Origin of the sequence: Microbacterium sp. MMO-10 (assembly GCF_037148715.1) — a bacterium.
Lineage (GTDB): Bacteria > Actinomycetota > Actinomycetes > Actinomycetales > Microbacteriaceae > Microbacterium.
The window spans coordinates 532880-558325 of sequence record NZ_JBBCSV010000001.1; the positions used below are offsets into that span (position 1 = coordinate 532880).

Sequence of the window (25446 nt, forward strand, 5' to 3'; positions counted from 1 at the left end):
GGTGGGCGGTTCGGGTGGTCTCGGGGCGGGACGCGTCAGCCCTTGACGGCGCCCTGGGTCACGCCCTCCATCACCCAGCGCTGCGTGAACAGGTAGGCAACGATCGCGGGGGCCATGGCCATCAGGTACGAGGCGAAGGACACGTTGTAGTTGTTGCTGAACTGCGTCTGGAACAGGTTCTGCCTCACCGGCAGGGTCTGCAAGGCCGGATCCGAGATGATCAGCGACGGCATCATGAAGTCGTTCCAGGCGTAGAGGAACGCGAAGATGCCGACCGTGGCGCTCATCGGCCCGAGCAGCGGGAAGATGATCCGCCAGAACGTCTGCCAGGTGCTCGCTCCGTCGATGCGCGCGGACTCCTCGAGCTCGAGCGGGATCGAGCGCAGGAACGCGGTGAACAGCAGCACGCTGAAGCTCAGCTGGAACATCGTGGCGAGGATGACGACGCCGAACGGGTTGTCAAGGTGTACGAGACCGGTGAGCTGGATCTGCGGCAGCGCGACCACGGGGAACGGGATGAACATCGCCGCGAGCAGGTAGAAGAACGAGTACCGGAACAGCTTCCGATCCCAGTTGCGCACGATCGCGTACGACGCGAACGCCGCGAGCACGATCGTGAGCACCACGGTGCCGGCCGTCACGAACAGGGAGATCCCGGCGCCGACGGGGAAGGTCGTCAGGTTCCACGCCTGCACGAAGCCGTCGATCGAGAAGGGCGCCGGCAGCGAGAAGGCGTTGCCGTCCACGGCCTGGTTCGTGGTCTTGAAGGCCATCGAGATCGTGACGTACAGCGGCAGCAGCACGGTGATCGCGCACAGGATCAGGATGATCGTGCCCGACCAGTTCACGCGCTCCATGCGGACGCGCGGCCGGCGGCCCCGGGCGTTGACGGTGGTGAGCGCCTCGGTCGTGAGGAGGGTCTGGGTCGACATCAGAGTGCGTTCCTTCCGCGCGTCAGCGACAGCTGGAGGAGGGAGATGAGGATGGCGACGACGAAGAAGATGGTCGCGTTGGCCATCTGATAGGCGTAGTCGCCGCCGTTGAAGCCCGCGATGATCGTCATCGCGACGCTGCGCGTCGCCGTGCCCGGACCACCGTTGGTGAGGCCGACGATGATGTCGTAGGCGTTGAGGAAGCCCTTGAACCCGAGGATCACGTTGATCACGACGTAGCCGAACACCAGCGGCACCGTGATGCGGGTGAGCTGCTGCGTCTGGGAGGCCCCGTCGATCGCGGCGGCCTCGTACACCTCGCCGGGCACCGACAGCAGCCCCGCGATGTAGATGAGCAGAGTGCCGGGGATCGCCTGCCACGCCGTCACGATCACGATCGCGACCCACGCGAAGTCGGGGTTCGCGAGGATGCTCGTCTGCAGCCACTCGATCCCGGTCGCGTTCCCGAGCCCGGGGATCGAGTTGGAGAAGAGGAAGTTGAAGACGTAGGCGATGATGATGCCCGAGATCACCATGGGGATCACGAAGATCGTGCGCAGCCCGGCCTTGAACCGGATCCGCGAGGTGAGCCCGACCGCGAGCAGGAACGCGATCACGTTCACCACGATCACCGTCGCGAGGGAGAACCCGAACGTGAACAGGTAGCTCTGCAGGATGGCGGGATCGCTGAACGCGGCGACGTAGTTGGTCACCCCGTTGAAGCTCCAGTCGCCGATGCCGATGGAGTCGGTGAAGCTGAAGAAGATGCCGATGATCGCGGGGACCGTGATCGCGAGCGTGAACAGGATCAGGCTCGGCAGCAGGAACAGGTAGTAGATCGGCTCGACGCGGCGGGTGCTCCGGCGGGCCGTGCGATCGCCCTGGGTGACGATCGTGGTCGTGGTGGTCACTTCGCCGCTCCCTTCGTGTCACGGGCCGCCGGCGCGCGGAACGCGAGCCGGGCCCAGTCGGCGTCCATCGTGGCGAGGGTCGTCGCGGGCTTCGCGCCCAGCCCCATCGCCTGCGCGTAGTTGAAGACCGGGATCGTCTTCGGCACCAGCACCGACGGCCCCTGATAGACCTGCCCCTTGTCCACGTACGGGATCATCCCGGCGATGCGGGGGTCGTCCGGCGCGGCCGCAGAGGCGGTGGGCGTGAACCCGAGCTGCGAGGCGTTGTACGCCTCGATGTTCTGCGGCTGATACAGGTACTCGAGGAAGTCGCGCGCGGCGACCTTGTGCCGGGATCCCTCGGGGATCATCGCGGCGAGGTCGAGATTGACGCGCACCTTCAGATCCTTCGTGCTGTCGGTCATCGGCAGCGGGAACGTCCCGAGCGGCAGGTCGGGTGCGGTCTTCGCGATCTCACTGAACGCCCACGGGCCCTGCAGATACATCGCGGCCTGCCCCTTCGAGAAGGCGAGGTTCCCGTCGCCGTAGCCGCGGCTCGCTGCGTCCTTGTTGACGTAGGAGCCGAGCAGCTGCTGCATCTTGGCCATGGGCTCTGCGAAGTCCTTCTGGAACGAGGTGTCGGAGCCGGGTCCGACCTCCGCCCCTTCGGCGTTCAGCTGCTGGAAGAAGTCGAGCACGTCGAGGGATCCGCCGGCCGCGTAGTCGTACCAGCCCTGTCCGACGGTCCAGTCGTCCTTGAGCGTCGCATAGAACGGGGTGACCCCGGCGGCCTTGAGCGCGTCGCAGGCCGCGATGAGCTCGTCCCACGTGGTCGGCACCGCGATGTGGTGCTCGGCGAAGATCTGCTTGTTGTAGATGACCGATGCGGCCATGACCGAGTACGGCAGGGCGCTCGTGCGGCCGGCGCAGGTGCCGTACTGGTCGAGCAGCGGCTGGTACGTGTCGGCGATCTCGCCCGCGGCCTTCGTGCCGCTCAGGTCGCTGAGCGCGCAGCGCGAGACGAAGCGCGCGACCTCCATGTTGTAGTTGGCGAGCATCAGGTCGGGCGGGTTGCCGCGCACGAAGCTCGCCGAGACGACGTCGACGCCCGAGGTGTCGATGACCACGCGGACCTTGTCCTGCGAGGCGTTGTACTCCGCGACCTTCTTGGTCATGAAGTCGATCGCCTCGCGTTTGCTGAACGTGAAGCGGATCGTCTCGCGCCCGTCGGCGGGGGCGCAGCCCGCGAGGGCTCCCCCGACGACGGCGAGCGCGGCGACGGCGGCGAGCGCCCTCGCGATCCGCGTGCTTCTTGCAGACACCCTTGTCCTCGTCCCTTCCGGGATCCGGCCGTCCTCGGCCCGGATCTTGTTCCGGAGATTAGATTTTGTTCCCGAATTAACTCGGGCAAGGGATACTCTGACAGAGGTCCACCCGAGAGGTCAAGCACGAATGCCGAGAACGACCGCGCCCGACACGACCCCCGCCGATCGCGGCGCGGGGCCCGTCAGGGTTCCCGGGACCGGCGCATCGCAGGCCACGGCCGCGGGCGCCGCGCGACCGAGCCTCGGCCAGGTGCTGGACTTCGCGTGGGGGCGCGGCCCGTTCACCGCGACCGAGGCGATGGCGGGCGCCTCGCTCACCCGCTCGACGACCATCGACGCGATCGACACCCTGGTGGCGGCCGGGGTGATCCGCGAGCTCGCGAACGCGCGCGACGCCGGCGAGTACTCCGCGGGCCGCCCGGCGCGGCGCTTCGAGCTGCCGTCCGGTCTCGGCGCCGTGATCGCCCTGGACGCCGGGGACACCCACCTCGGCGTGACGGTGACCGACCTGGCGCGCACGCCGCTCGCGCACGTCCGCGCCGACCTGGATCCGCAGCACACCGTGGGTCAGCGGCGCACGGCGATCCTCACCCGTCTCGACACCGCCCTGACCGCGAGCGGAGTCCCCCGCGACCGCGTCCTGGCGCTGTGCGCCGGCGTCGCGGCCCCCGTCGCGCGCAACGGGTCGTCGCCGCCGCACCCCGACGGCTTCTGGGAGCGCACCAACCCCGGCCTCGCCGAGCTGCTGGCGGGGTGGGCGCCGGTCGTCGAGATCAAGAACGACGCCGTGCTCGCCGCCGCCGCCGAGGGCGATCTGGGCGAGGCCATCGGCTGCCGCGACTACATCGCGCTCATCGCCGGCGAGCGTTTCGGCGCGGGCGCCGTCGTGGACGGGCACATCCTGCACGGCGCGCACGGCGGCGTCGGCGAGATGGTGCTCTTCGACCACGTGCGCGGCGTGGACTCGGCGGAGGGGCTGGAGCCCGCGATCACGCGGATCGCGGGCGAACTGCTCGCCTCGGGGGCGGCGTCACCGCGCGGGGCGCTCGCAGACCTCGACGCCGGCGGCCTGCGCGCGGACCGGATCCTCGCCCTCGCCGCTTCCGGCGACCCCGATGCGGCGCAGGTGGTCCGCGGCGCCGGTGCGTTCCTCGCCCGGGTGGTGGCCGTGCTCGGCAGCACCTACGACCCCGACCGCGTGATCGTCTGCGGCGCGATCGCCGAGAGCATCCAGCCCGTCCTGGACGCGGCCCGCGACGTGCTGCGCCCGCTGCTCGACCTTCCCGCGCCGACGATCCTGCGCTCCCGCCTCGGGGCCGACATCGTGCTGGAGGGCGCGGTGTCCACAGCCCTGGCCGCCGCGCGCACCGTCGGACTCCCGCAGCTCGTGGCCCAGCGGCTGCACGGCTGAGGCGGAGGGTCCGTCCGGGGCCGTTGAGCGAGCCCCGAACGGACCAGGATCCCGCTCAGTCCACGAGCAGGGCGGGCTCCTCGAGCACGGCGGCGACGTCGGCGATGAAGCGGCTCATGCCGTCGCCGTCCACGACGCGGTGGTCGAAGGAGCCGGCCACCGTCGTCACCCAGCGCGGGCGCACCTCGCCGTCGACGACCCACGGCTTCTGGCTGATCGTGCCCATGGCGACGATGCCGGCCTCGCCGGGATTGATGATCGGGGTGCCCGCGTCCATCCCGAACACGCCGATGTTGGTGATCGTGATGGTGCCGCCCTGCTGGTCGGCGGGCGTCGACTTGCCCTCGCGGGCCGTCGTGGTGAGCCGGTTCAGGGCGCGGGCGAGATCCTTCATGCCCATCTCCTGCGCGTCCTTGATGTTCGGCACGAGCAGGCCCCGCGGGGTGGCCGCGGCGATGCCGAGGTTCACGTAGTGGCGCACCGCGATCTCGGCGCCGTCGGCGGTGTCGATCCATGCGGCGTTGACCATCGGGGTGCGGCGCACGGCCCAGATCACCGCGCGGGCGACGATCAGCAGCGGCGACACCTTGATGTCGGCGAAGTCGGGCGAGGCCTTCAGGCGCTTCACGAGCTCCATGGTGCGGGTCGCGTCGACCTCCTTCCACACCGTCACGTGCGGTGCCGAATAGGCGCTCTGCACCATCGCCGAGCTCGTCGCCTTGCGCACGCCCTTGACCGGGATCGACTCGGTGCGGCTCTCGTCGGCGCCGGCCCGGGCGGGCGAGATCCCGCGGGCGACACCGACGGGTGCGGGCTGCGGCGCGGGCACGGTCTCCTCCCGCACGTCGCCCCACTCGGGCGTCTGGATGTTGCGGAACACGCTCGCCTGCTCGGCGTGCTTCATGACGTCGTCGCGGGTGACCTCTCCGTCGGCGCCCGACGGGGAGACCTGCGTCAGGTCGACGCCGAGGTCGCGCGCGAGCTTTCGGATCGGCGGCTTCGCGATCACGCCGACCGTGGAGCGCACGGGGCGCTCCGCCGGACGCCGCCGGCGCGAGGTGGCCTCCGCACCGGAGCCGTAGCCGACGAGCACGGATCCGGATCCCTCCTCCGCGGCGGGGGCGGCGGGGGCGGCGGACGACGCGGCCGGGGCAGCACCCTCGGACACGAACGTGATGATCGCGGTGCCGACGTCGACGGTCTTCCCCTCGGGCACCAGCAGCTCGCCGACGGTGCCGGCGTGCGGCGACGGCAGCTCGACGAGCGACTTGGCCGTCTCGATCTCGCAGATCACGTCGTTGACCGCGACGACGTCGCCCGGCGCGACCCGCCACGTGACGATCTCGGCCTCGGTCAGCCCCTCGCCGACGTCCGGCAGGGTGAAGGTCTGGGTGCTCATGGTCGGGATCCTTTCATCCCCAGGGGTCGTTGAGCGAGCACGGCCGCAGGCCGAGCGAGACGAAACGCGGTTTCCTGCAGGATCGCCGCGTTTCGTCTCGGTCGCCTGCGGCGTCCTCGCTCAACGACCGGACAAGACATCAGTACGCGAGGGATCGATCGACGGCCTCGAGGATCCGGTCCGGATCCGGCAGGTAGACGCCCTCGAGCTTCGCGGGCGGGAACGGGGTGTCGTAGCCCGACACCCGCAGCACCGGCGCCTCCAGCGCGTAGAACGCGCGCTCCATGACGGTCGCGGCGATCTCGCTCCCGAGGCTCACGAATCCCGGCGCCTCCTGCGCGTAGACCATGCGGCCCGTGGATCGCACGGAGTCGAGGATCGGCCCGTAGTCGACGGGCGAGAGCGAGCGCAGGTCGACGACCTCGCAGCTGGTGCCCTCCGCCTCGGCGAGCGCCGCCGCCTGCAGCAGCGTCGACACCATGGCGCCGTGACCGACGAGGGTGACGTCGGATCCGCGGCGCACGATCCGCGAGGCGTGCAGCGGCAGCGCGGGCGCGGCGAGGTCGACCTCGCCCTTGGGCCAGTAGCGGCTCTTGGGCTCGAGGAACACGACCGGGTCGTTCGAGGCGATCGCCTCCTGGATCATCCAGTACGCGTCGTTGGGCGTCGACGGCGACACCACGCGGAGGCCCGGGGTGTGCGCGAAGTAGGTCTCGGGGCTCTCCTGGTGATGCTCGACCGCGCCGATGTGCCCGCCGTAGGGGATGCGGATCACGACCGGCATCGACACCGCGCCCTGATGCCGCGCCGTGATCTTCGCGAGCTGCGTGGTGATCTGGTCGAAGGCGGGGAAGACGAAGCCGTCGAACTGGATCTCGATGACCGGGCGGAAGCCGCCCATCGCCAGGCCGATCGCGGTGCCGACGATGCCCGACTCGGCGAGCGGGGTGTCCAGCACCCGCTGCGGGCCGAAGTCCCGCTGCAGGTGCTCGGTGACGCGGAACACGCCGCCGAGCGCGCCGATGTCCTCGCCCATGAGGATGACGCGCGGATCGTCCTCCATCGCCTTGCGCAGCCCCGCGTTCAGCGCCTTGCTGAACGGCATCGTCTCGATGCTCGTGCCCGCGGTCGTCTCGATGGTGCTCATCGGTGGCCCCCCTGCCCTTCTGCCGCGAACGAGGCTTCGTACTGCGCCTGCCAGGCCTTCTGCTCGGCCATGAGCGGGTGCGGATCGGTGTAGACGTGGTCGAAGATCACTTCGGGCCCCGGCGAGGTGAGCTCGAGGGTGCGCACCCGCAGGTCCTCCGCCGCCTCGGCCGCCTCGGCCTCCGCGTCGGCGAAGACGGATCCGGCCGCGCCACGGTGCTCGAGGTGGGCGCGGAGGCGGGCGATCGGATCGCGCCGCGCCCACTCCTGCTCCTCGTCGCTGCCGCGGTACTTCGTGGGGTCGTCGCTCGTGGTGTGCGCGCCCATGCGGTAGGTGACGGCCTCGATCGCGCGCGGGCCGTCGCCGCCCCGTGCCTCGTCGAGCGCCCGGCGGGTCACCGCGTAGCTCGCGAGCACGTCGTTGCCGTCCACCCGCACCGAGGGGATGCCGTAGCCGATACCGCGCTGCACGAGCGGAACGCGGGACTGTGTGCTCACCGGCACCGAGATCGCCCAGTGGTTGTTCTGCAGGAAGAAGACCTCGGGGGTGCGGTAGCTCGCGGCGAACACCATCGCCTCGTGCACGTCGCCCTGGCTGGAGGCGCCGTCGCCGTAGTAGACCATGACGGCCTCGTCGCGATCCGGGTCACCCGTGCCGCACTTGCCGTCGAAGACGAGCCCCATGGCCAGTCCCGTGGCGTGCAGGGCCTGCGAGCCGAGCACGAGGGTGTAGATGCGCGTGTTGCCGTTGCGGGGATCGGTCGGATCCCAGCCGCCGTTCGAGGTGCCGCGCATGAGCTTGATGATGTCGACCGGATCCACACCGCGAATACGGGTCACGACGTGCTCGCGATAGGACGGGAAGATCGTGTCCTGCGGACGGGCGGCGCGGGCGGATCCGACCTGGGCCGCCTCCTGCCCCCGGCTCGGCGGCCAGAGAGCGAGCTGGCCCTGGCGCTGCAGGTTGGTCGCCTGGGTGTCGATCGCGCGGATCGCGACCATGTCCCGGTAGAACTGCTCGATCTCGCCATCGGGGAGCGCCTCGATCAGAGGCAGATACTCCTCCGCCGCGGCGTTCGGGGCGTAGCTTCCGTCGGCGTCGAGGACGCGGACGACGGGGATATCGGCGTCAGTCACCTTGTCTACGCTAACCGACGTTTCGCGCTTCGCAGTGGAGGGTGCGCACAAACGATGCCGGGGGTCCTGTGACGATCCCCACGGACGCATGCGGGCTCGCGGATATCCAGGTGTCCCATGCATTTATGCCAGGTCCCCCTAGCTTTTTTGCGTGGGATGCCTTGCATCTCTCGCGGCCCCGTCGAGCGCCCCGTGCGACGGCGGACGGACGGACGTGCGGGCGGACGTGCGGACGGACGTGCGGGCGCGCGCACGACGGACGCGCGGACGGCGGACGGACGTGCGGACGGCGGGCGAAGCGCGGACGGCGGGCGTCGCCCGGGGCGTCAGGGGCGCTGCGCGGCGGCGACGACGAGCACGCGGGGAAGCGACTCCGCCTCGCCGACCGAGATCCGGATGCCGTCTCCCGGGAAGGCGCGGACGATGAGACCCGCCTCCTCGAACGCCGCGGCCACGTCGGCGGTCGCCTCGCCCGTGGGCAGCCAGACGAAGTTGCCCTGCGCATCGGGCACGTCCCATCCCTGGGCGCGCAGGCCGTCGCGCAGCTCCGCCCGGCGCTCGACGATGACGGCCACCCTGGCGCGCAGTTCCTCCTCGGCGTCCAGGCTCGCGATCGCGGCGTCTTCCGCGGCGGCCGTGACCGAGAGCGGGATCGCCGTGGTGCGGGCGGCGTCGAGCACCCGCGGGTTGCCGATCGCGTAGCCGACGCGGAGGCCGGCGAGCCCGTACGCCTTGGAGAAGGTGCGCAGCACGACGACGTTGGGATGCGCCTCGAAGATGCGCTCGGCCAGGCCGTCGACGGCGTCGGGGGCGGTGACGAACTCGGCGTAGGCCTCGTCGAGCACGATCAGCACGTCCCGCGGCACCTTCTCGACGAAGGCCGCGAACTCGGCGCTGGTCACGATCGGGCCGGTCGGGTTGTTCGGCGTGCACACGATCACCACGCGGGTGCGGTCGGTGATCGCCGCCGCCATCGCGTCGAGGTCGTGGCGGGCGTCGGCGGTCAGCGGCACCTGCACGCCGGTCGCCCCCGCCACCAGCGGCAGCCCCGGATACGCCTCGAAGGAGCGCCAGGCGTAGACGACCTCGTCGCCGACCGTGGCCGCCGCCTGCACCAGCTGGTAGAGGATCGCGACGCTGCCCGAGGCGACGTGCACCGCGTCGGGGGCGACGCCGTAGCGTTCGCCGATCCGCGCACGCAGCGCCGCGGCCGTGGCATCGGGGTAGCGGTTGATCGGCGCGCCGGCGGTGAGGGCGGTGACGACCGACGGCAGCGGCTCGAACGGGTTCTCGTTGCTGGACAGCTTGAACGCATCGGCGCCGGCCTGCTTGCCCTGACGGTACGGCGGGAGGGCCGCGATCTCGGCACGGATGCGGGGCAGGATCTCTTCGCTCACGGGTCGAGTCTAGATCCGTGCTCCGCCCTCGTGCCCGGCCCGTCATCGCGCGCGTTCCGGTCGAGACTCCCCGCCGGATCCCGGTTTCAAGTGCGAGAATCGGCCCATGAGGTTTCTCATCCGCGTCGTCGTGAACGCCTTCGCCATCTGGGTCGTGAGCCTGATCACCATCCTCGAGGTCACGGTCACCCCCTACCCGCCGGGCGGCCAGATCCCCCTGGTGGTCACCCTGCTCGCGATCGGTGCGGTCTTCGCGATCGTGAACACGATCGTCGGCACCGTGGTGAAGGTGGTCGCGATACCGCTGTACATCCTCACCCTCGGGCTGATCTCGCTCGTCATCAACGGGTTCCTGCTCTGGCTCACCTCCTGGATCACGGGCTTCTGGGGATGGGGGCTGGCGGTCGGCGGTTTCGGCTGGACGATCGTGGCGGCCTTCCTCATCGCCGTCATCAACGCGATCTTCAACGCGATCCTGCGCCCGCAGCGCCAGCGCGACCGGGATCGCTGAGGATCCACGAGGCGCTCTCCCGCTCGTCATCCCGACTCCGTCACCCGTGTCGCGGTGAAGTCCGTGGAGTCGATCAGGCTCGCGCCGTCATAGGCCGCGAATCGGTCACGGATCGCCGTCATGCGCGGGTCCCCGGACTGCTCGGCCCTCTGCACGGTCTCGCGGTACTCCCCGAACCGATGCGCGGGCATGCCCGCGTCGATGCCGTGACCCGGCACAGCCGCGCGCGTGATCACCACGCTCTGCGCTGACCCGGATCCGTCCGGCCTCCCGCCTCCCGCGAGACCGGCCACCGGATCGTCGGTGTGCCGTACGGCGACGTGCATCACGTCGCCGGGCAGCGCGGGTTCGACCGGCGAGCCGATCGTGTAGACACCCTGCACGGTGAACGCGCCGGACTGTGCGATCAGGTCGACGTTCATGCCGCCCTGCGAGTAGCCGACGAGGTCGACGGGCGTCTTCTCGTCCACGCCCGAGGCCCGGAGGGCGGCGACCGTGGCTTTGTACGAGTCGGACTCCTCGCGCCGGAGATACGCCTGCACGTTCGACCGCATGTCCCAGGGCTCCGTATCCGGCCGCCCCGGCCGCGTGCCGTCGACGTAGGCCACCACGCGGGCCGAGCCGTCCGCCAGGACGTACCTCTCGACGCGCACCTGCGGCCCCTCGCCGAAGGGGATCCGGCTGATCGCGTCGCTCAGGGAAGCCGGGGCCGCAGGAACCGGCAGAGCACCGGCGGCCGTCGATCCGCCGGCGAGCCGCCCCGGGCGGGACGTGAGGAGCAGGTCCCCGGGACGCGGCCCCACGGCACCCCGGCCCGGTGCGCCCGGTCCGGCGAGCCCGTCGACGAACACGACGCCCGGTGTCGGCTCGAGCGGTGCGCGCGGCGTCTGCCCGAGGCCCGGCGCCAGCAGCATCAGCAGAAGCAGGGCGCCCTGGGAAATACCGGCCTCGGTCGCGCCCCCGGTCAGGAGGGCCACCCGCACGGCGGGGCTCAGCGCCGCGAGCAGGTCGCCCGCGGTTCCCTGCATCTCGGAGAGCGGGGCTCCCGGCACGGCGGCGAACCCGTCGAAGACAGCGCGCGCCCATCCCTCCCGCAGTTCGCGCTGCATCTGCACCAGTCCCGGATTGCGTGCGAGGAGCTCGTCGATGCGGTGCAGGGATCCCTTCACGAGCTCCGGATCCGCCGGACCCGGCATCTGACGCCACGCGCGCAGCTCGGCGATCTCGAAGACGTCCGCCATGGTCGCCGTCGCACTCGCGACCTCGTCGAGCGCGGAGTCGATCGCGTCGAGACGCCCCGTGGCCGCCCACACCGCTCCGAGGCCCCCGAGCGGCAGCCGGGCGGCGAGCCCGGACGCCTCGACGAGCACGGGGATCTCGAGCAGTTCCTCCCGCGCGACCTGCACCGCCGCGGCATCAGCTCGCACCCGGCCGGCCATCGCCCGCAGCCCGTCGGGGTCGACCGCGACGATCCCGCCGTGGGTGATCTCCACCTCTCCGCCCACGCCGTCACCCCGCCCGCAGCGCGGACTCGATCGACCCCAGGAGATCGACCACCCCCGTGAGCTCGTGCTGTTGCTCGGTGCACCGGTCGAGCATCAGCTCGATCGCACGAGCCTTCCAGGCGCAGTCGACGACGAGCGCACACAGATCGGCGAGCACGCGGTTGAGCCGATCGCGGGCGCTCAGGCAGCGCAGCAGCGCCTCGGCGAGCATCCAGGATCCTTCGGCGGTGGCGGGGGCGACGGTCGGCATGGCATCCACACTGCGCTCCGGCGCAGCGTCCCGGGGCGCGGCGGCCGCACTCCGTGCACTCCTCCGGGGCCTTCCGCGCTGTGCAGGACGACCACCGTGCGAGCCCCTCCCCGCACTCGGGCGGCCGGCGCGGTGCGGCACAATGGAGCCATGACCGAGTCGGACCCGTTCCGCGTGATCTTCGTGTGCACGGGCAACATCTGCCGGTCCCCCATGGCGGAGGTCGTCTTCCGCGACATCGCCGCAGCACAGGGTCTCGGCGACCGCATCGTCTCGACGAGCGCGGGCACCGGCGACTGGCACGTCGGCGAGCAGGCGGATCGCCGCACGATCGATGCCCTCGCCCGCCGCGGCTACGACGGTTCGGCACACCGCGCCCGGCAGTTCACCTACGACGACTTCGCCGAGAACGACCTGGTCGTCGCCCTGGACCGCACGCACGAGCGGATCCTGCGGCAGTGGGCGCGCGATGAGTCCGAGGAGGGCAAGGTGACCCTGCTGCTCTCCTTCGAGCACCACGGCGCCTCGTTCGAGCACCAGGGCGCGCTGGACGTGCCCGACCCCTACTACGCGGACGCCCCGGTGTTCGACGAGGTGCTCGGTATGATCGAGAGCGCGAGCCACGGCCTGTTCCGCCAGCTCGAACCCGCCATCCGACCGCCGCGTCCGTGACACCGGCGGCCCGGATCCACGACTCTTCCCGGAGGACCCCCGTGACCGCCTCGCTCCCCGTCCAGCCCCTCAGCCCGCTCGACGGCCGCTACCGCGCCGCTGTCGCCGGCCTCGCCGACTACCTGTCCGAGGCGGGCCTGAACCGCGCCCGCGTCGAGGTCGAGGTGGAGTGGCTGATCGCCCTCACCGACCGCTCGCTGTTCGGCACCGCCCCTCTCGCCGACGCCGACAAGGAGCGCCTGCGCGGCCTCTACCGCGACTTCGGTCAGGCCGAGATCGACTGGCTCGCCGAGAAGGAGGCGGTGACCCGCCACGACGTGAAGGCCGTGGAGTACCTCGTCCGCGACCGCCTGTCCGCCCTGGGCCTGGACGCGATCGCCGAGCTGACGCACTTCGCCTGCACGAGCGAGGACATCAACTCCGCGTCGTATGCGCTGACCGTCAAGCGCGCGGTCGAGCGGGTGTGGCTGCCCGCCCTGCAGGACGTGATCGCCAAGCTCCGCGAACTCGCGGTCGAGCACGCCGACGCCGCGATGCTGTCCCGCACGCACGGCCAGCCCGCGACGCCCTCCACCATGGGCAAGGAGCTCGCCGTCTTCGCCTGGCGCCTGGAGCGCGTCGTCTCCCGGATCCAGGGATCCGAGTACCTGGCGAAGTTCTCCGGCGCGACGGGCACCTGGTCGGCGCACCTCGCCGCCGAGCCCTCCGTGGACTGGCCGGAGCTGGCGCGCGAGTACATCGAGGGCCTGGGGATCGACTTCAACATCCTCACGACCCAGATCGAGTCGCACGACTGGCAGGTCGAGCTGTACGACCACGTGCGTCACGCGGGCGGGATCCTGCACAACCTCGCGACCGACATCTGGACGTACATCTCGCTGGGCTACTTCGCGCAGATCCCCGTCGCCGGCGCGACCGGATCCTCGACCATGCCGCACAAGATCAACCCGATCCGCTTCGAGAACGCCGAGGCGAACCTCGAGCTGTCCGGCGCCCTGCTCAACTCGCTCTCGCAGACCCTCGTCACGAGCCGCCTGCAGCGCGACCTCACCGACTCGACGACGCAGCGCAACATCGGCGTCGCCTTCGGGCACTCGCTGCTCGCGCTGGACAACCTGCGCCGGGGCCTGAACGAGATCTCGCTCTCGCGGGACGTGCTGCTCGCCGACCTCGACACCAACTGGGAGGTGCTCGGCGAGGCGATCCAGACGGTGATCCGCGCGGAGGTCGTCGCCGGCCGCTCCACGATCCAGGATCCCTACGCGCTGCTCAAGGAGCTGACCCGCGGTCACCGCGTGGGCGCGGCCGAGCTCGCCGAGTTCGTGCAGGGGCTGGAGATCGGCGACGCCGCCAAGCAGCGCCTGCTCGCGCTGACCCCGGCGACCTACGTCGGGCTCGCCGAGACCCTGGCGAAGTAGCCGCGCGTCCGTGGACAGCGCCGAACTCGCCTCGACCACCCTTCCGCGATCGCGGTTCCGCGATGGATTCGCGATCGACGAGGTCGACGCCCTCCTCGATCAGTGCGTGACCGCCCTGCGCGACCTCGAACAGGGCCGCTCGACGCCGCTGTCCACCCATTCGATCATCGCCAAGCAGTTCCGCCACGTGCGGTTCGGCAAGGCCTACGACGCCGATGCGGTGGACGACCTGCTGGACAGCGTCGTGGCCCGAATGCGGGAGCTGCGGCCCGAACCGGATTCCGCCGTGCCGTACGCTCCTTCGCCGGAAGACGCGGCCCGAGCCCAGAGAGGGATTCTCCTCTTCAAGGTGCTGGCCGGTGTCGCGGTCGCCGTCGGGATCGCCATGGCTGCGTTCAAACTGTTCGGTGGTTGAGGCCGCGCAATTCATGCCCGGCCTCGGAGAACCCGCCGTTCCGCGCCTGGAACGGCGGGTTCTCATCTTTCTGACCTGAATTGTGCGGGGAGGGTCGACGTAAGGCCTACCGCAACCGAGCGAAACGGGCCGAAATCGGGCTGACCCGGGCTGTGGCCGCGAGCCAGCACCGGGCCGAAACGGCAAGCCCGGACCGCACGACCGGGCGCACGGACAGGACGACCGGTCGCACAGACCGGACGACCCGGGCGCACGGACCGGGCCGGGACCGCCCGGGGCTCAGGCCTCGGCAGGCACCGCCGCGGGCGCGCCGGAGTACTCGCCGGCGCGGTCCTTCGGCATCGCGAAGATGGCGATCAGCATGAGCGCGGCCGTCACCGCGGCCGCGACGAACACCCACGTCGACGCATGCACGACCGTAGCCGGATCCGCCGATCCCCCGCCGGCGGCCATCACCGCGTTGGAGATCGCGCCGTAGACGGCGACGCCGACGGCTGCTCCGGCCGACCGGGCGAACGTGTTCATGCCGGTGACCGCGCCGCGCTCTCCCCAGCCCACCGACGCCTGCGCCACGATGAGCGTGGGCGCCGCCGTCCAGCCGAGGCCGAATCCGATCACGAACGCGACCGCGGCGAGCGAGAACGCGTTGGGGTAGGGGCCGATCAGCGCGAGCCCGAGTGCGCCGATCGTCGCGATCGCGGATCCGATGAGAGCCGTGAAGCGGAATCCGCGGCGCAGGTACAGCCGGCCCGCGTTGGCCGCCGAGAGCGGCCAGCCCAGGGTCATGGCGGCGACCGCCAGTCCGGACAGCAGCGGGACGACGCCGATCGACCCCTCGAGGTACGCCGGAGCGAAGCTCGTCACGCCGGTCAGCAGCGCGCCGATCGCGAACGACGCGAGGGTCGTGGTGAGGATCAGCCGGCTCGAGATCAGGCGGAAGTCGATGATCGGCTCGGCCGCGCGGCGCTCAACGAGCGCGAACACGACGATCGCGGCCGCCCCTCCGACGAAGCAGATGAGGCTCTGCGGCGACAGCCATGCCCAGGCGTTGCCGCCCTCGAGCACGCCGAGGATGATGCCGGTCAGCCCGAGGGTGAGCAGCGCCGCCCCGACGTAGTCGATCCGATGCCGCCGGCGCTCGGCCTGCTCGTGGAAGTGCCGCAGCAGCATCCATCCCGCGATGAGGCACAGCGGGACGTTGATGAAGAAGATCAGCCGCCACATGTCGAGCTGCGCGAACACGCCGCCGAGGGCGGGGCCGACGACCGAGCTGATCGCCCACACGCTGGCGATGTAGCCCTGCACGATCGCCCGCTCGGACACGGTGTAGATGTCGCCGACGATCGTCATCGCCATGGGGCCCACGGCCCCGGCTCCGAGCCCCTGCACGAGGCGGAACAGGATGAGCGAGGGCATGCTCCAGGCGAAGCCGCAGAGGATGGATCCGAGCAGGAACAGCGCGATCCCGATGAGGATGATCGGCTTGCGGCCGACGGTGTCGGCGAGCTTCGAGTAGATCGGCACGCTCACCGCCTGCGCGAGCAGGTAGACCGAGAACAGCCACGGGAACTGCTGGTAGCTGCCCAGATCGTGCACGACGCTGGGAACAGCCGTCGCGAGGATGGTGGCGTCCATCGCGATCAGGCCCGTGGCCAGCATCAGCGAGAGCAGCACGGGGCCGCGCTCGGAACGGAATCCCACAGAGGCGCGGTCGACGGTCATGCTCACCTTCGGGTCAAGGCTCGACCGGCCCGCGCTATTCCCCGCGGCTCAGATCTGCGGCGCGTCGCCCGAGGCGCTGCCGACGTCTGCGGCACCGTCTGCGGGTGCATCCCCGTCGTCGGTCTTGTCGTAGAGCACGGGGCGGTCGTGCGGCTTGGTGAAGTCCGCGGGGTCGACCGCGAGGATCAGGATCGACAGGATCAGCAGTGCGGCGATGAAGATGCCGCCGGTGACGATGAAGGCGAGGTTCCACGGCGGGATGCCCGCGTAGGTGCCCTTGTCGACCATGCGCATCACCTTGTCGGTGAACGCGCCCGTCGCGATCAGCGTGACCATCCCGGCGAAGACGCCGCACAGCAGCGACAGCCCGATCAGCTGCACCGGCCGGAACAGATCCCTGCGCCTGGTGTTCTCGGTCATGCGGATCCTTCGTTCTCGGCCGGCGCCGTCCCGGCGGCGGCGGTTTCTGCACCCGCGTCGATGGAGGTGCGGGAGCGCGGGCTGAGACCCGCGATACCCAGGAACACCGCGACGACCGCGGCATAGGCGCCGAAGATCCCCACGGCGAGGGTGATGCCGGTCAGGGTGAACGACCCCGCCTCGGCGATCGAGTAACGCAGCGCGTAGGTCGTCGGCACGCACAGCAGTCCGACGGCGAGAGCCAGCCCCAGGGATCCGACGAGGATCGCGTCGCGGGCGCCGTCGGCGACCACGGCCGGAGCGTCGCCGGTGCGCGCGAGGCGGCGGGCGCGGATGCCCGCGATGAGCTCGATGAGCCCGGTCAGTGCGCCCCAGGCGATCACCATCACGAAGAACATCGGGGTGGAGCGCCAGGCGGGCACACCGCCGGCCATGCCGGTGAGGATCGACACCGCGGCGAGCAGGATGAACGGCCAGCGCCAGCCCGAAGGCGCCATCAGCCAGGCGCTGAGGATGTGGATGAGCGCGGTGACCAGAGCGAATCCGCTGAACACCGCCAGTCCCACGGTCGCCGAGTGGTCCGCCGAGAACGTGATCATGAGGGCCGCGACCGCGGCGAGGGCGGCGCGCGCGAGCTGCACCTGACGCAGCGTGAGCGTGCGAGTGGCTGACATGACGGATCCTCGGGTCCTGTGCTTGGGGCGAGCACGCCGCAACGGCATCGCGGGCTCGGCGCCGCCACGGCGTGTCGGGCGGACCCGTCCAGTCTACGCGCGGGATCCTAGGCGCCCGCTCGGGGCGCCGCCTCCCGTCCCTCCGGTTCCGGATCCTGAGTTGGACCCTCCGCGCGGTCGTCCGTCGCCCGGTCGGCGCCCGGCTCGTCCGGCGCCGGATCCTCCGCCCCGGGGTCCTCGGCCGCGCCGCCGTCGGCGCGCCGGGGCTGCAGCTCGCTGAGCAGGGTGCCGGCGATGATGAGCCCGGCCCCGAGGATCGCGAGCGGGGGGATCCTCTCCCCCGCGATCCGTCCGACGACGCCGGCCCACACCGGCTCGCCCGTGTAGATGATGGTGGCGCGGGTCGCCGACACGGAGCGCTGCGCCCAGTTCATGGTGAGCTGGATGAGCCCGCTCGCCAGCCCCATGGCGAGCCCTGCGATCAGCCAGACGGGGTCGAAGGCGGGGATCGGCTCTCCGGCCAGCGGCATCGTCGCGAACCCCAGCACCGAGGCGGTGAGCAGCTGCACCACGGTGAGCCGTCCGACGTCGAACCGCCCGCCGAAGAGGCTGATCAGGATGATCTCGCCGGCGATCGGCAGCGTGCTGATGAGCGTGAGGATCTCGCCCGTGCCGAGCTGGATCCCCCGGGATCCGATCCCGGCGACCAGCAGCAGGCCCACGAACGCGAGCCCTGCGCCGACCAGCGTGAGCGCGCGGGGCGGCTTGCGCAGCACGAGCCACTGCAGCAGCGGCACGAGCGGCACGTAGAACGCCGTCATGAACGCGCTGGTCGAGGAGTCGATGGTCTGGAGGCCCGCCGTCTGCAGACCGTAGCCGCCGTAGATGGCCGCGCCGATCGCGGCGCCTGCGCCGAGCTCGCGCCAGGACATGCCCCGCAGCGACCGCCAGAAGATCGCGGCGGCGAAGAGCCCGGCCGCGAGGAAGCGGAACCCGACGAAGAACCACGGCCCGGAGTGCTGCATCGCGGTGTGCACGACGAGGAACGTGCCGCCCCAGATCATCGTGATCCCGACGAGCGCCCACTCCTGGACGGACAGCCCGAGCACACGACGGGCGACGGAGCTGTTCACGGTAATACGCTACCGGGCGCTCCGCCTCAGGTCATGGCGCCGACGGCGCCAGCGCACGACGAGGCACCCGCGAAACCGAACCCGAGTCCCGAGACCGCGGTTCGTTTCGTCGGTCTCGGGACGGAGGTTCGGTCTCGCGGGCGCGGGCGCGGGCGCGGGCGCGGGACGCCGGGGGCGCGGCGCGGGGCGCGCGGGGCGCGGGGCGGGCGCCGCGCGCGGAGCGACTCAGACGGCGGTCGCGATCCAGAGGCGGCCGGATCCGGTGATCCGCACCTGCGCCGGGCGGGTGACGAACACCGCGGCGCCGCGCGCGACGGCGACCTCCGCGCCCTCCGCGCCCTCCGCGGCGAGGGCGAAGGAGCCGTCCGTGGCGATCGCGATCGACGGGCCGGCGAGGGCGACGTCCGCGGCACCGGTGACGGCGAGCAGCTCGAACGGCACGTCCGCTCCCGACGCATGGATCCGCGGGCGGTAGCTGCGCACGCCCTCCGCGATCTCGACGGGCAGGAGGTGGTCGTCCTCCGAGGCGGTGAACGTCAGCACCTTCTCCAGTTCGGCGGTGTCGACGTGCTTCGGGGTGAGTCCGCCACGCAGCACGTTGTCGCTCGGCCCCATGAGCTCGACGCCCGCGCCGCGCAGGTAGGCGTGGATGTTGCCCGCCGGCAGCCACAACGACTCCCCCGATGCCAGCGTGACATGGCGCAGCATGAGCGCGACCGCGATGCCCGGATCCCCGGGGTAGGCCGCCGCGAGACGGGTGATCAGCTCGAAACGCTCCTCGCCCACGGCCGCGGCGACCAGCGCGGCGACCGCGAGATCCACATCGGCGCCGCCGCCCAGCAGCCAGGAGAACCCGGCGCGCAGCCCGTCGGGACCGGCCAGTGCGGCGCGCCACGGCGCGAGCGCATCGGATCCCGCGCGGGCGGCGAGCTCGTCGACATCGACGAGGATCTCCGCGACCGAACGGAAGCCGCACAGCGCCTCGAAGCCGTCCTCGAGCGCGACGATCAGCTCCGGCTTGGCATACGGGTCCTTGTAGTTGCGGTGCGACGCCTCGAGCGGGATGCCCCGGTCGTTCTCATCCGCGAAGCCGGCGGCCGCCTGGGCCGGCGTGGGATGCGCCTGCAGGGACAGCGGGCCCGCCGAGACGAGGATCTTCAGCAGGAACGGCAGCCGGGCGCCGGCCTGCCGCTCCCAGTCCAGGAGGGTCGCCCACGGCGCGTCGCCGACCGTGCGGGCCGGGGATCCGGGGTGCGCGCCGAGCCACAGCTCCGCCTCGGGGCCGCCCGTGCCCGCGGCGCCCAGCACTCCGGCCACGCCGTCGACCCTTCCCCAGGCGTAGTCGCGCGGCGTGTTGGCGATCTCGACGAACAGGGGCTCGGACATGCTGCTCCGATCGGTGGATGGCGGGGACGCACGCCAGCGTATTGCACCCCGCCCCGGATCCTGTCGGCCGGACGCCGATCGCACAATTCAGGCTCGTTTCCCGCCACCGGCCCGGATCCGGCCCTATCCGGCCTCCGAGCGGGCTCCAACCTGAATTGCGCGACCGCGTCGCCGAGCACGAGCGCTTCCCGTGGCCCGGACGCTCCCCGAAACGGTCCGGAGCGACGAAGATGGCTCCATGAGCCAGCCCCGTGCCGCCACCGCGGCGACCTCCGCGATCCGCTCCGCCCGCGACCTGCTGCTCGCGCATGCGAACGACTACACCCGGGCGCGCGCCGTCTTCCACTGGCCCGAGCTGCGCACCTTCAACTTCGCGCTGGAGTGGTTCGACGTGGTGGCCGGCGAGACGCCGGGCCGCCCGGCCGTGCAGATCGTGTCCGCCGATCTCACCAGCCGGACCTGGACGTACGGAGAGCTGGCGCGGCGGTCCGACCAGGTGGCGAACTGGCTGCACGGGCTCGGGATCCGCCGCGGCGACCATGTGATCGTGATGCTCGGCAACACGATCGACCTGTGGGAGACCATGCTCGGTCTCACCAAGCTCGGCGCGGTCGCGATCCCGACCTCGACGCTGCTCTCGCCCGCGGATCTGGCCTACCGGGCGGAGAAGGGCGAGGCCCGCGGCATCGTGACCCTCGGATCCCTCGCGGACCGCGTCGCCGGCCTGCCCGCCGGCATCGTGCGCATCGCCGTGCCCGATGCCCCCGGTGCGCCCGCACCCGACGGCTGGCACGACTTCGCCGACTCCCACGGCGCCTCGGACGACTTCGAGCCCGACGGCCCCACCCCCGCGGGCGACACCAGCCTGCTCTACTTCACCTCGGGAACCACGAGCCGGCCCAAGCTCGTGCAGCACACGCACGTCTCCTACCCGGTCGGGCACCTCTCGACCATGTGGTGGCTGGGCGTGCGAGAGGGCGACGTGCACCTCAACATCTCCTCGCCGGGCTGGGCGAAGCACGCATGGTCGAGCTTCTACTCGCCGTTCCTCGCCGAGGCCACCGTGTTCGTCTACAACTACGACCGCTTCGACGCGAACACCCTCATGGAGGTCATGGAGCAGCACCATGTCACGACCTTCTGCGCACCGCCCACCGTCTGGCGGATGCTGATCCAGGCCGACCTGGGCCGGCTCCCGCATCCGCCGCGTGAGCTCGTCGGCGCGGGTGAGCCGCTGAACCCCGAGGTGATCGGACGCGTGCGCGACGCCTGGGGCGGCACCATCCGGGACGGCTTCGGGCAGACCGAGATGACCGCCTGCGTGGGCAACTCGCCGGGGCAGGTCGTGAAGGACGGATCCATGGGCCGCCCGCTGCCCGGGTACCCGGTGGTCCTCGTGGATCCCGTCACGGGCGCCCGCGTCGACGGCGATGCCGACGGCGTGGCCGAGGGCGAGATCTGCCTCGACCTCGCCGAGCGCCCGCTCGGCCTCATGGCCGGGTACTACGCGGATCCCGAGGCGACCGCGCGCTCGCGCGAGGGCGGCTTCCACCACACGGGCGACATCGCCACCCGCGACGCCGAGGGGTACCTGACCTATGTCGGCCGTGCGGACGACGTGTTCAAGGCGTCCGACTACAAGATCTCGCCGTTCGAGCTCGAGTCGGTGCTGCTCGAGCACCCCGACGTGGTGGAGGCGGCCGTCGTGCCGAGCCCGGATCCGACCCGCCTCGCGGTGCCGAAGGCGTACGTGCTGCTGACGGCGGCCGCGCACGACGACCTCACGGCGACCGCGGGCTCGATCTTCGCCTATGCGCGCGGCCAGCTCTCCCCGCACCTGTGGGTGCGCATCATCGAGTTCGTGCCGGAGCTGCCCAAGACGATCTCGGGCAAGATCCGCCGGGTGGACCTGCGCGCCCGCGAGGCCGAGCGCATCGCGAACGGCGACGAGTCCGGTCAGCACCACGACCGCGACCACCGCTGAGGCTCAGCGCGCGTCGTACTCCGCACGGGAGCGCTCGATCGCACCGTGGTTGGCGATCACCCATTGGGCGATGGTGTGCGCGATCTCGACGAAAGTGGTGCCGAGCGCTGTGAGCCGGTATTCGACGCGCGGCGGCACCTCGGCGTACGCGGTGCGGATCACGAGGCCGTCGCGCTCCAGCTGGCGGAGCGTGAGAGTCAGCATGCGCTGCGAGATGCCGGGGATGTGGCGGAGGAGGTCGCTGAACCGCATCACATCGCCGTTGAGGGAGCCCACGACGAGGAGCGACCACTTGTCTCCGACCCGATCGAGCACGTCGCGGATCAAACGTCCCGTCTCGGGACCGCCCGGGCGTCCCTGGCAGGAGCGTTCGTACTCGGAGAGGTCCGGGCCCGCGCCAGCTGTCGCGGCGGGAGTTCTCCCGCTGTGCGCCGGTGACACCGATGTGCCTTTTGTACGCGCCTCCATCGTGCTCCATCCTTGCTGATTACTGATCGTAACAAGGTGACGATCGATAACAAGAAGGATCCCCATGCTCATCGCCCTCTGGATCGTCAACGCGCTGCTCACCCTCGCCATGCTCGGCGGAGGCGGCATGAAGCTGATCACTCCCAAGCCTGTGCTCGCCGAACGCGGCATGGCGTGGACCGACGACTTCTCCGCCGGCACCGTGAAGGTGATCGCCGCGCTCGAGGTCGTGGGCGCGATCGGTCTGATCCTGCCTCTGGCGACGGGAATCGCCCCGATCCTCACGCCCCTCGCCGGCACGGGTATCGCGATCATCATGATCGGCGCGGTGGTCGTTCACCTGCGCCGCAAGGAGGCGGCGACGCCGGCGATCGTCCTCGCCGTGCTGGCCGTGGCGAGCGCGACCTTGGGCTTCCTCGCCCTGCGCTGAATACCGAGCCGACGACTCCTCCCGCGGATCCGGCTCAGAGATCGGCGATGACGATGCGCCCCATCCGCATGAGGTGCTCGTAGGCGTTCGGCCGCTGCATCAGCTCGCCGAGGTTCGCCGGCACGACCTGCCAGCTCACGCCGAAGCGGTCGACGAGCCAGCCGCACTGCTCGGCCTCGGGCACGGCGCTCAGCGCGTCCCAGATCCGGTCGAGCTCGTCCTGCCCGTCGCAGTCGACCTGCAGCGAGAACCCGGGCGTGAACGTGAAATCCCGGTCGACCGGAGAGTCGAAGGCCGCGAAGCGCTGCCCGGCGAGCTGGAACTCGGAGTAGACGATCGGCTCGTCGATGTGCGGGGATTCGGTGACGGGGTACTCGACCTGGCGGGTGATGCCCGCGGGCGGCATCAGCTCGCCGTACAGCGCGATCGCCTCCAGCGACCTGTTCCGCACGGGTCCGCCGAACACGAGCATCGGGGTGATCAGCGGCGCGGGCTCGGCGTCCCGATCCATCAGCTTCAGCTGCCAGCTCACCCCGTAGCGGTCCTCGACCCAGCCGTACAGGCCGCTGAAGAAGTACTCGCCGATGTCCATGAGCACGAGGCCGTCCTCGGCGAGCCGCGTCCAGGTGCGGTTGATCCAGGCGCGGGCGGCATCATCGCCACCGAAGCGGCGCGGATCCACGCTCACCAGGAAGGACGTCGCCGGGTTCGGGGCGAACTCGGATCCGGCGTTGATGAGAGTGATCCGATAGCCGTCGATCGACACGTCGACGGTGAGCGCCTGCCCGGCGAACGCGCGCTGGAACTCCGGCAGACCGTGGTCGGGGTAGCGCGCGACGACCCGCGAGGTGGTGCGGTCGAACACCGAGGCGTAGAAGACCCCCGCCTCCTCGGCGGTGTGGTCGCACCAGATGTTGGGGGTGATCCGCTGGGTCATTGGGAAGCTCCTCGCACGCCGATGGTCCCGCCAGATCTCCAGAGTGCGCGACCCCGCTCCCCCACCGCAAGCGCCTGGCGGACATCCGTCGATCGCCGTCGTGATTCCGCCCGTCGATCGCGCGCCGGCGCCCGCCGTCGCCCCGGCTCGCGGCACCGGTGCAACCCCCGGCGGCCGGCAGCCGCGCGACGAGCTCCTCGCCCCGGCACCGCGACCTCGCGGTCAGGCGTGCAGCGTCAGCGGCGTCCGACCTTGAGGCGCGCCCTTCTCCTCACCACGGGCACGGGGGCGGTGAAGACCCCGTCGACCACCATGGATCCGTCGGTCGGACCGACCACGGGGATCGCCGTGGTCGGGGTGACCTCCACGGGGTCGACCGGCATGGCGGCGAGCTGCCGGTGCGCCTTCACGTACGCGGGGATGAGCAGCGCGGCGGCGCCGAACCACGCGAGCGGATTGCTCAGCGCGACGCCGGGGTACCCGATGAGCGCTCCCAGCACGACGGCGGCGCCGACGCGCATCACGAGCTCGATCACTCCGGTGATGGTCGGGATCAGGGTGTGGCCGAGCCCCTGCAGCACTCCGCGCAGCACGAACAGCACGCCCAGCGCGGTGTAGGTGAGCCCGTTGATCAGGAGCATGAGCGCGGCCAGACGCACGACCTCGTCGGATCCGTCTCCGATGAACACCCGCACCATCGAGGATCCGAAGAGCACCAGCAGCGCGCCGAGCACGACCGCGGTGATCACGGCCATCCAGATGGCCTGGGTCACGCCGCGGCGGATGCGGTCGGGGCGGCGTCCGCCCAGGTTCTGCGCGGCGTACATCGACGCGGCGAGCCCGATCGACGAGAGGAACGCCACCGCGATGCTGTCCACCCGGGACGCCGTCGTGTAGGCGGCGACCGCGTCGGCGCCGAGCATGTTCAGTGCCACCTGCACCGTGATGGTGCCGATCGCGATGATCGAGGCCTGGAATCCCATCGGGAGTCCGAGGCGCAGGTGCTCCGCGATGTCGGCACGGGTCACCCGCCAGTCGGCGCGGTGCACGTGCAGGACGGGCAGCTTGCGCCACACGTACACGAGACAGAGCGCGACCGAGACGCCTTGGGCCACGACGGTGGCCCAAGCGGCCCCTGCGACGCCCCACTCGAACGTGCCGACCATGAGGATCACGAGCACGATGTTCAGCGCGCAGGAGACCGTGAGGAAGACCAGGGGCGTCCGCGAGTCGCCGATCGCCCTGATGACCGCCGAGAGGTAGTTGAAGAACATCACGGTGCTGCCGCCGATGAAGGTCACCTGCGTGAACACCGTCGCCTCCGGGAGCAGCGCCTCGGGCGTCTGCAGCAGCCGGAGCAGCGGTTCGGTGACCAGCGGGGCGCCGATCGTGATGACGATGCTGGTGGCGGCGGTGAGCAGCGTGCCGGTGGCGACCGAACGCCGCACCGCGGCGTGGTCCCCCGCGCCGAACGACTGCGCGGTCGGGATGGCGAAACCGCTCGACAGACCCCAGGCGAAGCCGATGAGGAGGAAGATCAGGCTGCCCGTCGCGCCCACGGCCGCCAGCGAGTCCACGCCGAGGTGGCGTCCGACCACGATCGCATCGGCGAACTGGTACAGCTGCTGGACGACGTTGCCGATCAGCAGAGGGACGGCGAACGCGAGGATGACGCGCCAGGGGCGGCCTGTGATCAGGGAGACGGCCATGAGGAGACTCTTCGGGCGAGGATCGGCGGGGGACGAAGCAAGGCTCCCCGTGATCGGTCACGGCGAGCCGTCTCCATCGTATCGAATCGATTCGGAGAAGCGAAGAGAACATCCGATCTTTTTCCAGGATCGGCGGGCGCCGCGGCCGTCGCGCGATCCCACTCCGTTCCCGTCG

At 71.0% G+C, this 25446-nt stretch carries 24 protein-coding genes; 7 read left to right on the forward strand and 17 right to left on the reverse strand.

What is annotated here, in order from left to right; translation table 11 throughout:
- Positions 1–35: 35 nt before the first annotated feature.
- From WFJ17_RS02520 to WFJ17_RS02530, 3 genes are read right to left on the reverse strand one after another with little or no spacing between them, the layout of a single operon-like run.
- Positions 36–932, reverse strand: coding sequence for a carbohydrate ABC transporter permease (locus tag WFJ17_RS02520; RefSeq protein WP_251443499.1), 897 nt, complete (start codon positions 930–932; stop codon positions 36–38).
- Positions 932–1843: a carbohydrate ABC transporter permease gene (locus tag WFJ17_RS02525; protein ID WP_292882670.1), complete on the reverse strand. Its 912-nt coding sequence runs from the start codon at positions 1841–1843 to the stop codon at positions 932–934. The genes WFJ17_RS02520 and WFJ17_RS02525 overlap by 1 nt, the downstream gene beginning before the upstream one ends.
- A complete protein-coding gene (locus WFJ17_RS02530; RefSeq protein WP_336647600.1) occupies positions 1840–3144 on the reverse strand; it encodes an ABC transporter substrate-binding protein in 1305 nt (434 codons plus the stop codon). The genes WFJ17_RS02525 and WFJ17_RS02530 overlap by 4 nt, the downstream gene beginning before the upstream one ends.
- 130 nt (positions 3145–3274) lie before the next feature.
- Here WFJ17_RS02530 and WFJ17_RS02535 point away from each other — a divergent pair, with 130 nt between their 5' ends.
- The gene (locus tag WFJ17_RS02535) at positions 3275–4558 is read left to right on the forward strand and encodes an ROK family protein (protein WP_336647601.1); all 1284 of its coding nucleotides are present in this window, start codon (positions 3275–3277) and stop codon (positions 4556–4558) included.
- Between the two features lie 55 nt (positions 4559–4613).
- On the opposite strand, the gene WFJ17_RS02540 is transcribed toward WFJ17_RS02535, so the two are convergent.
- From WFJ17_RS02540 to WFJ17_RS02555, 4 genes are all read right to left on the reverse strand, one after another.
- A complete protein-coding gene (locus WFJ17_RS02540; RefSeq protein ID WP_251443512.1) occupies positions 4614–5957 on the reverse strand; it encodes a dihydrolipoamide acetyltransferase family protein in 1344 nt (447 codons plus the stop codon).
- Positions 5958–6096: 139 nt separating this feature from the next.
- Complete coding sequence (locus tag WFJ17_RS02545; RefSeq protein ID WP_251443513.1) at positions 6097–7104, reverse strand: alpha-ketoacid dehydrogenase subunit beta; 1008 nt, start codon at positions 7102–7104, stop codon at positions 6097–6099.
- On the reverse strand, positions 7101–8240 hold the full coding sequence (locus WFJ17_RS02550; RefSeq protein ID WP_336647602.1) for a thiamine pyrophosphate-dependent dehydrogenase E1 component subunit alpha: 1140 nt from the start codon (positions 8238–8240) through the stop codon (positions 7101–7103). Before WFJ17_RS02550 ends, WFJ17_RS02545 begins: the two co-directional genes overlap by 4 nt.
- Before the next feature lie 326 nt (positions 8241–8566).
- A complete protein-coding gene (locus WFJ17_RS02555; RefSeq protein WP_336647603.1) occupies positions 8567–9637 on the reverse strand; it encodes a histidinol-phosphate transaminase in 1071 nt (356 codons plus the stop codon).
- 106 nt (positions 9638–9743) lie between these two features.
- On the opposite strand from WFJ17_RS02555, the gene WFJ17_RS02560 reads away from it, so the two are divergent.
- Positions 9744–10148 (forward strand): phage holin family protein, encoded by a 405-nt coding sequence (locus WFJ17_RS02560; protein ID WP_251443522.1) that lies wholly within the window; start codon positions 9744–9746, stop codon positions 10146–10148.
- Between the two features lie 26 nt (positions 10149–10174).
- Here the strand turns inward: WFJ17_RS02560 and WFJ17_RS02565 are convergent, their stop codons facing one another.
- A complete protein-coding gene (locus tag WFJ17_RS02565) occupies positions 10175–11653 on the reverse strand; it encodes a hypothetical protein (RefSeq protein WP_251443525.1) in 1479 nt (492 codons plus the stop codon).
- A gap of 4 nt (positions 11654–11657) precedes the next feature.
- Positions 11658–11903 (reverse strand): hypothetical protein, encoded by a 246-nt coding sequence (locus WFJ17_RS02570; RefSeq protein ID WP_336647604.1) that lies wholly within the window; start codon positions 11901–11903, stop codon positions 11658–11660.
- A 150-nt stretch (positions 11904–12053) separates the two neighbouring features.
- Here WFJ17_RS02570 and WFJ17_RS02575 point away from each other — a divergent pair, with 150 nt between their 5' ends.
- From WFJ17_RS02575 to WFJ17_RS02585, 3 genes are read left to right on the forward strand one after another with little or no spacing between them, the layout of a single operon-like run.
- Positions 12054–12575: a low molecular weight protein-tyrosine-phosphatase gene (locus WFJ17_RS02575; RefSeq protein WP_251443529.1), complete on the forward strand. Its 522-nt coding sequence runs from the start codon at positions 12054–12056 to the stop codon at positions 12573–12575.
- A gap of 41 nt (positions 12576–12616) precedes the next feature.
- On the forward strand, positions 12617–13993 hold the full coding sequence (purB, locus tag WFJ17_RS02580) for an adenylosuccinate lyase (protein ID WP_251443531.1): 1377 nt from the start codon (positions 12617–12619) through the stop codon (positions 13991–13993).
- A gap of 10 nt (positions 13994–14003) precedes the next feature.
- Positions 14004–14408 (forward strand): DivIVA domain-containing protein, encoded by a 405-nt coding sequence (locus WFJ17_RS02585; protein ID WP_336647605.1) that lies wholly within the window; start codon positions 14004–14006, stop codon positions 14406–14408.
- 279 nt (positions 14409–14687) lie between these two features.
- Here WFJ17_RS02585 and WFJ17_RS02590 read toward each other — a convergent pair whose 3' ends face one another.
- From WFJ17_RS02590 to manA, 5 genes are all read right to left on the reverse strand, one after another.
- Positions 14688–16130 (reverse strand): MFS transporter, encoded by a 1443-nt coding sequence (locus WFJ17_RS02590; protein ID WP_251443533.1) that lies wholly within the window; start codon positions 16128–16130, stop codon positions 14688–14690.
- A gap of 48 nt (positions 16131–16178) precedes the next feature.
- Positions 16179–16550 (reverse strand): hypothetical protein, encoded by a 372-nt coding sequence (locus WFJ17_RS02595; RefSeq protein ID WP_336647606.1) that lies wholly within the window; start codon positions 16548–16550, stop codon positions 16179–16181.
- Positions 16547–17224, reverse strand: a complete 678-nt coding sequence (locus WFJ17_RS02600) for an acyl-CoA synthetase (RefSeq protein ID WP_251443538.1) — start codon at positions 17222–17224, stop codon at positions 16547–16549. Before WFJ17_RS02600 ends, WFJ17_RS02595 begins: the two co-directional genes overlap by 4 nt.
- Before the next feature lie 107 nt (positions 17225–17331).
- Positions 17332–18357 carry a DMT family transporter gene (locus WFJ17_RS02605; protein WP_336647607.1) on the reverse strand — a complete coding sequence of 342 codons (1026 nt, stop codon included), beginning with the start codon at positions 18355–18357 and terminating at the stop codon, positions 17332–17334.
- A gap of 225 nt (positions 18358–18582) precedes the next feature.
- Positions 18583–19743, reverse strand: coding sequence for a mannose-6-phosphate isomerase, class I (manA, locus tag WFJ17_RS02610; RefSeq protein WP_336647608.1), 1161 nt, complete (start codon positions 19741–19743; stop codon positions 18583–18585).
- 238 nt (positions 19744–19981) lie between these two features.
- Here manA and WFJ17_RS02615 point away from each other — a divergent pair, with 238 nt between their 5' ends.
- Positions 19982–21727 carry an AMP-binding protein gene (locus WFJ17_RS02615; RefSeq protein WP_336647609.1) on the forward strand — a complete coding sequence of 582 codons (1746 nt, stop codon included), beginning with the start codon at positions 19982–19984 and terminating at the stop codon, positions 21725–21727.
- Positions 21728–21730: 3 nt separating this feature from the next.
- Here the strand turns inward: WFJ17_RS02615 and WFJ17_RS02620 are convergent, their stop codons facing one another.
- Positions 21731–22042, reverse strand: coding sequence for a winged helix-turn-helix transcriptional regulator (locus WFJ17_RS02620; RefSeq protein ID WP_336628077.1), 312 nt, complete (start codon positions 22040–22042; stop codon positions 21731–21733).
- Positions 22043–22259: 217 nt separating this feature from the next.
- On the opposite strand from WFJ17_RS02620, the gene WFJ17_RS02625 reads away from it, so the two are divergent.
- Positions 22260–22625: a DoxX family protein gene (locus tag WFJ17_RS02625; RefSeq protein ID WP_292882625.1), complete on the forward strand. Its 366-nt coding sequence runs from the start codon at positions 22260–22262 to the stop codon at positions 22623–22625.
- A 34-nt stretch (positions 22626–22659) separates the two neighbouring features.
- Here the strand turns inward: WFJ17_RS02625 and WFJ17_RS02630 are convergent, their stop codons facing one another.
- Positions 22660–23562, reverse strand: coding sequence for a VOC family protein (locus tag WFJ17_RS02630; RefSeq protein WP_251443550.1), 903 nt, complete (start codon positions 23560–23562; stop codon positions 22660–22662).
- A 236-nt stretch (positions 23563–23798) separates the two neighbouring features.
- Positions 23799–25271, reverse strand: a complete 1473-nt coding sequence (locus tag WFJ17_RS02635) for an MATE family efflux transporter (RefSeq protein WP_336647610.1) — start codon at positions 25269–25271, stop codon at positions 23799–23801.
- Positions 25272–25446 lie beyond the last annotated feature (175 nt).

What these genes read in the sequence shown, in the direction of transcription:
- WFJ17_RS02625 (WP_292882625.1), top strand. Translation starts at nt 22,260, where the DNA reads ATGCTCATCGCCCTCTGGATCGTCAACGCGCTGCTCACCCTCGCCATG.
- WFJ17_RS02570 (WP_336647604.1), bottom strand. Translation starts at nt 11,903, where the DNA reads ATGCCGACCGTCGCCCCCGCCACCGCCGAAGGATCCTGGATGCTCGCC.
- WFJ17_RS02630 (WP_251443550.1), bottom strand. Translation starts at nt 23,562, where the DNA reads ATGACCCAGCGGATCACCCCCAACATCTGGTGCGACCACACCGCCGAG.
- WFJ17_RS02560 (WP_251443522.1), top strand. Translation starts at nt 9,744, where the DNA reads ATGAGGTTTCTCATCCGCGTCGTCGTGAACGCCTTCGCCATCTGGGTC.
- WFJ17_RS02540 (WP_251443512.1), bottom strand. Translation starts at nt 5,957, where the DNA reads ATGAGCACCCAGACCTTCACCCTGCCGGACGTCGGCGAGGGGCTGACC.
- WFJ17_RS02595 (WP_336647606.1), bottom strand. Translation starts at nt 16,550, where the DNA reads ATGACCGAGAACACCAGGCGCAGGGATCTGTTCCGGCCGGTGCAGCTG.
- WFJ17_RS02615 (WP_336647609.1), top strand. Translation starts at nt 19,982, where the DNA reads ATGAGCCAGCCCCGTGCCGCCACCGCGGCGACCTCCGCGATCCGCTCC.
- WFJ17_RS02545 (WP_251443513.1), bottom strand. Translation starts at nt 7,104, where the DNA reads ATGAGCACCATCGAGACGACCGCGGGCACGAGCATCGAGACGATGCCG.
- manA (WP_336647608.1), bottom strand. Translation starts at nt 19,743, where the DNA reads ATGTCCGAGCCCCTGTTCGTCGAGATCGCCAACACGCCGCGCGACTAC.
- WFJ17_RS02575 (WP_251443529.1), top strand. Translation starts at nt 12,054, where the DNA reads ATGACCGAGTCGGACCCGTTCCGCGTGATCTTCGTGTGCACGGGCAAC.
- WFJ17_RS02520 (WP_251443499.1), bottom strand. Translation starts at nt 932, where the DNA reads ATGTCGACCCAGACCCTCCTCACGACCGAGGCGCTCACCACCGTCAAC.
- WFJ17_RS02635 (WP_336647610.1), bottom strand. Translation starts at nt 25,271, where the DNA reads ATGGCCGTCTCCCTGATCACAGGCCGCCCCTGGCGCGTCATCCTCGCG.
- WFJ17_RS02535 (WP_336647601.1), top strand. Translation starts at nt 3,275, where the DNA reads ATGCCGAGAACGACCGCGCCCGACACGACCCCCGCCGATCGCGGCGCG.
- WFJ17_RS02600 (WP_251443538.1), bottom strand. Translation starts at nt 17,224, where the DNA reads ATGTCAGCCACTCGCACGCTCACGCTGCGTCAGGTGCAGCTCGCGCGC.
- WFJ17_RS02590 (WP_251443533.1), bottom strand. Translation starts at nt 16,130, where the DNA reads ATGACCGTCGACCGCGCCTCTGTGGGATTCCGTTCCGAGCGCGGCCCC.